The organism is Mycobacterium sp. (assembly GCF_025965855.1).
Classification (GTDB): domain Bacteria; phylum Actinomycetota; class Actinomycetes; order Mycobacteriales; family Mycobacteriaceae; genus Mycobacterium.
In genome coordinates this window covers 1-7,767 of record NZ_JAOPWB010000147.1, presented here as the reverse complement: position 1 = coordinate 7,767, position 7,767 = coordinate 1, and the positions used below count along the sequence as shown (strand labels likewise).

General features: G+C 66.5%; 9 protein-coding genes and 1 pseudogene. 8 read left to right on the top strand and 2 right to left on the bottom strand.

Annotation, left to right across the window (positions count from 1 at the left end; all coding sequences use genetic code 11):
- The 3 genes from JWP83_RS11680 to JWP83_RS11670 form a co-directional block, all read left to right on the top strand.
- A partial coding sequence (locus JWP83_RS11680; RefSeq protein ID WP_297730108.1) for a thiolase family protein occupies nucleotides 1-567 on the top strand: 567 nt, incomplete at its 5' end.
- A gap of 16 nt (nucleotides 568-583) precedes the next feature.
- Nucleotides 584-1,783 carry an acyl-CoA dehydrogenase family protein gene (locus JWP83_RS11675; RefSeq protein WP_297730107.1) on the top strand — a complete coding sequence of 400 codons (1,200 nt, stop codon included), beginning with the start codon at nucleotides 584-586 and terminating at the stop codon, nucleotides 1,781-1,783.
- Nucleotides 1,784-1,813: 30 nt separating this feature from the next.
- A complete protein-coding gene (locus JWP83_RS11670; RefSeq protein WP_297730106.1) occupies nucleotides 1,814-2,932 on the top strand; it encodes an acyl-CoA dehydrogenase family protein in 1,119 nt (372 codons plus the stop codon).
- On the opposite strand, the gene JWP83_RS11665 is transcribed toward JWP83_RS11670, so the two are convergent.
- Together JWP83_RS11665 and JWP83_RS11660 are read right to left on the bottom strand one after the other, a co-directional pair.
- Nucleotides 2,929-3,867 (bottom strand): alpha/beta hydrolase, encoded by a 939-nt coding sequence (locus JWP83_RS11665; protein ID WP_297730105.1) that lies wholly within the window; start codon nucleotides 3,865-3,867, stop codon nucleotides 2,929-2,931. The genes JWP83_RS11670 and JWP83_RS11665 overlap by 4 nt on opposite strands.
- Nucleotides 3,867-4,703, bottom strand: coding sequence for an SDR family oxidoreductase (locus JWP83_RS11660; protein WP_297730104.1), 837 nt, complete (start codon nucleotides 4,701-4,703; stop codon nucleotides 3,867-3,869). The genes JWP83_RS11665 and JWP83_RS11660 overlap by 1 nt, the downstream gene beginning before the upstream one ends.
- A 109-nt stretch (nucleotides 4,704-4,812) precedes the next feature.
- On the opposite strand from JWP83_RS11660, the gene JWP83_RS11655 reads away from it, so the two are divergent.
- The 5 genes and pseudogenes from JWP83_RS11655 to JWP83_RS11635 form a co-directional block, all read left to right on the top strand.
- Entirely contained in the window at nucleotides 4,813-5,007 is a 195-nt protein-coding gene (locus tag JWP83_RS11655; protein ID WP_297730103.1) for a ferredoxin, read from the top strand.
- 133 nt (nucleotides 5,008-5,140) lie between these two features.
- Entirely contained in the window at nucleotides 5,141-6,268 is a 1,128-nt protein-coding gene (locus JWP83_RS11650; RefSeq protein WP_297730109.1) for an amidohydrolase family protein, read from the top strand.
- A gap of 111 nt (nucleotides 6,269-6,379) precedes the next feature.
- The gene (locus JWP83_RS11645) at nucleotides 6,380-6,679 is read left to right on the top strand and encodes a hypothetical protein (protein WP_297730102.1); all 300 of its coding nucleotides are present in this window, start codon (nucleotides 6,380-6,382) and stop codon (nucleotides 6,677-6,679) included.
- A gap of 74 nt (nucleotides 6,680-6,753) precedes the next feature.
- A pseudogene (locus JWP83_RS11640) lies at nucleotides 6,754-7,224 on the top strand (class I adenylate-forming enzyme family protein); the annotation flags it as partial.
- Between the two features lie 42 nt (nucleotides 7,225-7,266).
- A partial coding sequence (locus JWP83_RS11635; RefSeq protein WP_297730101.1) for a beta-ketoacyl synthase N-terminal-like domain-containing protein occupies nucleotides 7,267-7,767 on the top strand: 501 nt, incomplete at its 3' end.

Genomic DNA, 7,767 nt, shown 5'->3' with positions numbered 1-7,767 from the left:
GCGCGGATGATCAGCTCGCCGTTCGGCCTCTACGACTGCGACGTGCCGTGCGACGGGGCGATCGCCGTGATCGTGTCATCGATCGACACGGCGGTGGACCGACCGAAACCCGCGGTGCTGGTCGAAGCGGTCGGCACCCAGGTGCTCGACCGGATCTCCTGGGACCAGGACACTCTCACTCACGAACCGCAGGTCTTTGGACCCGCCGCGCATCTGTGGACCAGGACCAGCCTGCGGCCCGACGACGTCGACGTCACCGAGCTTTACGACGGATTCACCTTCAATGCCGTGTCGTGGCTGGAGGCGCTCGGGTTTTGCGGTCTCGGAGAGGCCGCGGATTTCCTCGACGGCGGAACGACGATCGCGCTGGACGGGAAGTTACCGCTGAATACCCACGGCGGTCAGCTGTCGGCGGGACGGACCCACGGATTCGGCTTCTTGGCCGAGGCCATCGCGCAATTGCGCGGCGAGGCGGCCGAGCGCCAGGTCGCCGGCGCCCAGGTTGCGGTCGTCACCTCCGGCGGCGGCACCCCCGGGGGAGCACTGCTGCTGCGACGGGCGCACTGATGCGAAGGACGGACGTATGAAGCTGGAACAGGATCCCGAGATCGATCAGTTCCGCGCGGAGGTCAGAGGTTTCCTCGAGAAACACCGCCCGGCGGTGCGCACGAAGGGCAGAGCCGGGACCCGCGCACCTGAAGCCGAGGACATTCCCGTCCTCCGGTCATGGACCGCCCGGCTGTTCGAAGCCGGATACGTGGGTGCTGACTGGCCCTCCGAATGGGGCGGTGTCGGCACCAAAGATGCGCTCCGCGCGACCGTCGTCGGTGAGGAGATGGCGCGTGCGCGGGTGCCCACGCCGATCGGCGCCGGCCTGCTGGCAGCCGCGGCCCTCATCCACTGCGGGCGCCACGACCAGCAGAAGCGCTATCTGCCCCGGATCCGGACCGGCGAGGACATCTGGTGCCAGCTGTTCAGCGAGCCCAGCGCGGGCAGCGACCTGGCCAGCCTGTCCACCCGCGCGCGTCGCGACGGCGATGACTTCATCGTCGACGGCCAAAAGGTCTGGACCACCAACGGCCAACACGCCCAGCTCGGCTACCTGTTGGCCCGAACCAAGCCCGATGTTCCCAAGCACGCGGGCATCACCGCGTTCATCCTGGACATGACCAGTCCTGGCGTCGACGTGCGGCCGCTCCGCGAGATCACCGGCACCAGTGACTTCAACGAAGTCTTCTTCGATGGCGTCCGGATACCGAAAGACAACGTGCTGGGCGGAGTCGACGAAGGCTGGAAGGTCGCCACCACCAGCCTCGTCGAGGAACGCTCCAGTGTGGGCACCGCGGGCATCGTCATGCTGCGCGCGGTGCGTGACGCGGTAACGATGGCGCGGTCGCTGCGGCGCGGATCCCGCCCCGCGCTGGACAACGATGCGGTCCGCCAAGACATCGGCCGGCTGTACGCGGCCGCGCGGGTCAATGTTCGGCTGGGTCAATACAACCTGTCGCGCGCGTTGAGCGGCGAGGCCGATCCCGGCGACGCTCCTCTGGCCAAGGTGCTCTACAGCGAGAGCAATCTCGCGCTCACCGAGTTCGGACTCGGACTCCAAGGCACCGACGCGCTGCTCACCGAAGACGATCCCGACGCGATCGCCGGCGGTTGGTGGCAGGACGCGTTCCTGTATTCGCGGGCCCTGACGATCGCCGGTGGCACCAACGAGGTCTTGCGCAACATCATCGCCGAGCGCTCGCTCGGACTGCCCAAGGAACCGCGCGGTTCCTGACGTCTTCGGAGGTAGGTCGTGGATTTCACCGTGAGTGACGAACAACGGATGCTGGTCGAAAGCAGCCGCAAGTTGCTGGCACGCGAATCGCCGATCAGTCGCGTGCGCGAACTCGCCGATTCCGATGACCGCGGCTACGACGAGCGCGTCTGGCAGCGGGGCGCGGAACTGGGGTGGGCCGGATTGCTCGTCGCCGAGGAATACGACGGTCTGGGGCGCGATCTGGTGGACGTCGCCCTGATCGCCGAAGAACACGGCAGGACGGTGCAGCCGGGCCCGCTCATCGGCAACGCCCTTGCGGCAGTGGCGATCTCACAATCGGGACGTGACGACCTGTGCTCGGAGATACTGCCGCTGCTGGCCGGCGGCCAGGCCGTCGCCGGATGGGCATTCGCGGAGGCGCGCCAGCCGTGGGAAGCCGACGCCGTCTGCACGGTAGCCGTCGAGCACGCCGACGGCTACCGGCTGCAGGGCATCAAGACCGCCGTGCAAGAAGCCGATGACGCTCGCTGGATCCTGGTCACCGCGCGCCTGGGAGGCCGCCTGGCGCAGTTCCTCGTCGACCGGCGGGCCGCCGGACTGGCAGTGCGGCGACAACGCACCCTCGACATCACCAGGCGCCTCGACGAGGTTGCCTTAGACGATGTGGTGGTGGCGCCATCGGCGCTGCTGCACGCCGGCGAAGCTGCGGAAGCGGCGGTCGCACACCAGAACCGTTGCGGGGCTGTGCTGGTCAGCGCCGACAACATCGGCGTCGGCGAGGCCGTGCTGGAGATGACCGTTCAGTACGCAAAGCTGCGGGTCCAGTTCGGGCGCGCCATCGGCAGCTTCCAGGCCGTCAAACACAAGTGCGCAACGATGCGAATGTGGCTGCAAGCCTCGAAGGCCGCCACCTACTACGCCGCGATGGCCGTGGCGGCCAATGCGGACGACGCCGAGGAAGCCGCCAGCGTCGCCAAGGCTTACACCTCGTCGGCGATCGCCGCTCTGACCAGCGAAGCACTTCAGGTGCACGGTGGCATCGGCTTCACCTGGGAACACGACCTGCATCTTTATCACCGCCGGGCCAAGGCGAACCAGGTCCTGTTCGGCGATCCCTATTTTCACCACGAGCGACTCGCGGCGGCGCTGGAAACCGCTACCGCCTAGCCGACCGCGGGCCGCCCGAACTGGCGAGCCAGCCAGTCCGCGCTGTCGCGCGCCGCGGTCCGCGCGACCGAGGTGGCAGCGAACATGTCGAAGCCGTGCACGGCGCCGGCGTAGACGTGCAGTTCGGTGGGTACCGCCGCCCGGCACAGTCGCGCGGCGAAATCGATCGATTCGTCGCGCAGGCAGTCCGCCGTGCCGACGCCGATGAACGTCGATGGCAGGCCGCCCAATTCGTTGGCCCGCGCCGGTGCCGCATCCGCCGGCACGTTGTCCGTGCCGTACCGGTCGCCGAGATAGCTGCGCCAGCCGAACGTGTTGGATTCGCGGGACCATATCGGCAAGCCCTCGAGTTGGCTCGACGGGGTGAGGCCCCGGTCATCGAGCATCGGATACTCCAGGTATAGGAACGCGAACGGGGCGTTCGCGTGGTCACGCCGCCGCAGGGCCAGACCCGCGGCAAGTGCCCCACCGGCGCTGCGTCCGCCGATCCCGACCCGCTGCGCGTCGATGCGCAGATCACGGGCGTGCTCGACGACGAACCGCAGACCGGCCTCGCAGTCGTCCAACGGTGCAGGGTAGGGAGCTTCGGGTGCCAGCCGGTATTCGACGCTGATGCAGACACAACCCAACGACCGGCACCACTCGATCAGGCGCGCGTCGTCCATGTGCCGGTTACCGATCACCATTCCGCCGCCGTGCATCCAGTACAAGACAGGCGGCTCGTCGGCGGATTCGACGGGCCGCAGCACCGACAGTGCGACACCACCTCCTTCGGTGGTCAGCTCGACGCGCTCGACGTCGGGTGCCGCCTGCGGCTCGAACATCGATCCGCTGCGCATGGCCGGAAGTGAGTCGAGCGAGAAGTCGAAACCGGGGAATCCGCGCAGACTTTCACCGATCTCCGGGTCGATCCAAGAGGAACCGGTCTCCGTCATCAACCGACACCCATCAGGTGCTTGCCCGCCCCCACGAGTCCACCGTCGACTCGAATGTCACAGCCGGAGATGAACGCCGCCGCATCGGACTCCAAGAAGGCCACCGCGGCGGCGATGTCCTCGGGCCGTCCGGGCAGCGGTCGGTCCGGGCGCTTGACCGGGGTGACCTCGATCATCACCGGGATTATCTCCTGACGATCCAGTTCCAGTCGGCCCATCGGCGTATCGATCAGGCCGGGCGAGATCGCGACGGTGCGTCCGCCCTTCCTGCCCCACGGCGTTGCGAGGCGTTCGGCCAGCCGGGTCACACCGCGTTTGGCCAGGACATAGGCCGTGGCACTGTCGAGCGCCTTGCCCATGGCCTGTTCAACGGCAGCGAGGAACCCGTCGACCAGCGGATCGTCGAGCAACGGTTCGACGGCGGCGGGGACTTCGCTGTAGCCGGCGATCGATCCGATCAGGATCGCGGAGCTGCCCGGGTTGACCAAGGGGAACAAGGCATCGGTGATGCGCACCGATCCGGCCAGGTCCACGTCGAGCACTGTTGCCGCGTCGGTCATTTCCGGTGAGACACCCGCGGTGTGCACGAGGCAGCGCAGCCGGCCAAGCTCGCGCACCCGGTCAGCAACCGCGGCGACGTCGGCAGGGGAGGCCACGTCGCAGCGCAGCGTCTCGACATCGGCTCCGTACCCGGTCAGGGCCTTGCGTGCCTGATCGAGTAGGTCCTCGCGCACGTCCACGAGCAGCAGACGTCCGCGGCCGGCCAGTGCGCGGGCGCAGGCCATCCCCATCCCGCCCGCACCTCCGGTGATCACCAGAACGTTGTCAACGGTCATCGCGTCCTCTCGTCATCGAAGGAGGGGCAGTGTGTCATAGGAGCAACTATGACATGCGTTCAGTGAAACCATAGTTGTTGCTAGAAGAATGTAGTGGTCTACTTGGCGGATGAAGGTGATAGTCGACCACGACCTTTGTGAAGCCAACGCGTTGTGCGTGGCAGCAGCCCCCGGAGTCTTCGACCTGATCGATGACGACGTCCTAGATGTCCTCCTTCCGGAACCGCCGCCAGAGATGGAGTTGGCGGTCGCCGAAGCCGTTATCGCCTGTCCGAAGCAGGCATTACGGATAGTTGCGGACTGAGCTCGAAGCTCACATGCGCCGCAAAGGACAGACCTGCGTTGCAGAAATTGAACTTATCGTTCTACTCTGAGGAGAGCTTCGATCACGTTTTGGCGTGATTGCTCGCGTACCGGTCTTCCAGGAGGGATTCCCCATGCTGCCCGACGACGCCAAGATCGTTTCCGTCGACGACCACGTCATCGAGCACCCCCGAGTCTGGCTGGACCGCGTGCCCGCCAAGTACGCCGAGGTGGCTCCGCGCATCGTCAAGTTGCCCGATGGCAACGACACCTGGCTCTATGAGGGCAGCCAGTCAGGCAACTTTGCCCTCAACGCCGTCGCCGGCAAGCATCCCCGCGACTTCGGGATGGACCCGCGCAGCTACGACGACATGCTGCCGGGGTGTCATGACATCGCCGACCGCATCAAGGACATGGACATCGAGGGCGTATGGGCCCAGCTGTGCTTCCCGAACTTCGGCGGATTCGCCGGCAGCACCTTCCATAAGGCCAAGGACAAGGACTTCGCCAAGCTGTGCATCAGCGCCTACAACGACTTCATCCTCGACGAATGGTGCGGTTACGCCCCCGCGCGCCAGATCCCGCTGATGATGGTTCCGTTCTGGGACATCGAGGCCTCGGTCGCCGAAGTCGAGCGCACCGCGGCCAAGGGCGCGAAGTCCATCTCCTTCATCGAAGCCCCGCACAAGATCGGACTCCCGTCGTTTCACACCGACCATTGGGATCCGCTGCTGCGCGTCTGCGAGGAAGCCGGACTGCCGCTGTCCATGCACTTTGGCTCCGGCGGCATGCCGCAGGGGCTGGCCCCCGACGGCGATCTGTTCATCGGCATCGCGTTGTTCGGATTGAACTCGATGATGGCCACCGTCGACCTGCTGATGTCGGAGGTGTTCTACAAGTTCCCCAAACTCAAGGTCGCCTTGTCCGAGGGCGGTATCGGGTGGATGCCCTATCTGCTGGAACGCATCGACTATTCGTTCGGCCGGCACAAGTACTGGTGCAACATCAACGCCGACAAGCTGCCCTCGGAGCTGTTCCGCGAGCACATCTACGGGTGCTTCATCTCCGACCAGTCCGGGATCGAGCAGCGTCACCGCATCGGCGTCGACAACATCATGTTCGAAAGCGACTACCCACATTCGGATTCCAACTGGCCGTACACCCGCAAGCTGCTCGCCGAGCACCTGGTCGACGTGCCCGACGACGAAGCACGCAAGATCGTCGAGCTCAACGCCCGCACCCTGTACAACTTCTGGGCCTGAACGCGCGCTCGCGGCTAGGCGGACACCCGACAACTGCGCCGTTCACCCGTGCACCCACGGGCCAGCTCGGATACGGCGGGCGCGCTGCCTCCGCACGACGAAAGGTGACCGATGACGGACCTCACAACGGGAAAGCGACTGCGTAGCACGGTGGGTGACACCGAGATCATTGTCGTGCGACCCCCCGCGACGCCGGTCGAGTTGTCGTGTGGTGGTCAGCCGATGACGACGGACCTGGCGACGGAGGCCGCGGCGTTAACCGCCGAGAGCGACACAGTGCTCGGCAAACGCTACGTCGACACCGACACCGGGCTAGAAGTGCTGTGCACCAAGGCAGGGCCCGGTGTGCTCACCGCAGAAGGAAGGGAACTAATCATCAAGGCACCCACTGCGCTGCCGGCGTCGGACTGAGGGACGCTGCGATGAATGTTCTGACAACCGTCCAGGTCCGCGGACCGGGTGGGCCGCTGCCTGCCGGCATTGCCGGCGACATCCATGTCCGCGGCGAGCAGGTGTCCGGCGAATACCGGGGCGCGGGAAGTGCGCTCGATGACGACGGATGGTTCGCCACCCGCGACCGCGGGTGGGTCGACGAGGACGGCTACCTGTTCGTCGAAGGACGCACTGACGACACCATCATCCGCGGCGGTGAGAACATCGCGCCTGCCGAGATCGAGGATGTCCTCCTTGAACACCCCTCCGTCGCCGAGGCCGCGGTGGTGGGAATACCCGATGAGCACTGGGGCCAAGACATCGCCGCAGCCGTGGTACTGCGACCCGGCCGCGCGGTCCCCGCCGAGGAGCTACGCGAATGGGCGCGAAGCCGGCTGCGTGGCTCCAAGACGCCGGCGCTGGTCGTCATCCGCGGCGCGCTGCCGCAAACCCCCACCGGAAAAGTCCTCCGGCGCGAGCTCCTCGCCGACCTGCTCGGCACGGAGCGGGCAGCGACTTTATGACCGGTCAACCGCAGCCCCCAACCTTCGACGAAAGCGACAACAATGCCTGACGCGCTCATCCTCTCGGCCGCTAGAACGCCAATCGGCAGGGCCCGCAAGGGATCCCTGACGTCAGTCGACGCCTACGAACTGGCCGAGATCGCCGTCACCGCGGCCGTCGAACGGTCACAACTCCCGGTAGCCGACATCGACGACCTGTTTCTCGCGGAGTCCCTGCAGGGCGGAGGGGTGATCGGCCGCAACATCGCGGTGCGCCTCGGCATGACCAACGTGCCCGGGGTGGCGATCAATCGGCACTGCGCCTCGGGCGCCACCGCCGTGCAGTTGGCTGCGGCCACCATCATGGCCGGCATGGCAGACGTGATCGTCGCCGGCGGAACGGAAAGCGCGAGCACCATGCCGCGGCTGACCAAAGTGCCGCCTGGTGAAGAGGAAGCCACCCGGTGGTCGCCGCAGAGCCATCCCGACGCTCCTGGGGTGCCCGCCTTCGACATGTCGGTCACTATCGGGGAGAACACGGCCCGACTACACCATGTCACCCGC

Bases quoted from the DNA above. Each gene is read 5' to 3' on its own strand.
- JWP83_RS11655 (WP_297730103.1), top strand. From the start codon at position 4,813: ATGAAGGTGATAGTCGACCACGACCTTTGTGAAGCCAACGCGTTGTGC.
- JWP83_RS11650 (WP_297730109.1), top strand. From the start codon at position 5,141: ATGCTGCCCGACGACGCCAAGATCGTTTCCGTCGACGACCACGTCATC.
- JWP83_RS11665 (WP_297730105.1), bottom strand. From the start codon at position 3,867: ATGACGGAGACCGGTTCCTCTTGGATCGACCCGGAGATCGGTGAAAGT.
- JWP83_RS11675 (WP_297730107.1), top strand. From the start codon at position 584: ATGAAGCTGGAACAGGATCCCGAGATCGATCAGTTCCGCGCGGAGGTC.
- JWP83_RS11645 (WP_297730102.1), top strand. From the start codon at position 6,380: ATGACGGACCTCACAACGGGAAAGCGACTGCGTAGCACGGTGGGTGAC.
- JWP83_RS11660 (WP_297730104.1), bottom strand. From the start codon at position 4,703: ATGACCGTTGACAACGTTCTGGTGATCACCGGAGGTGCGGGCGGGATG.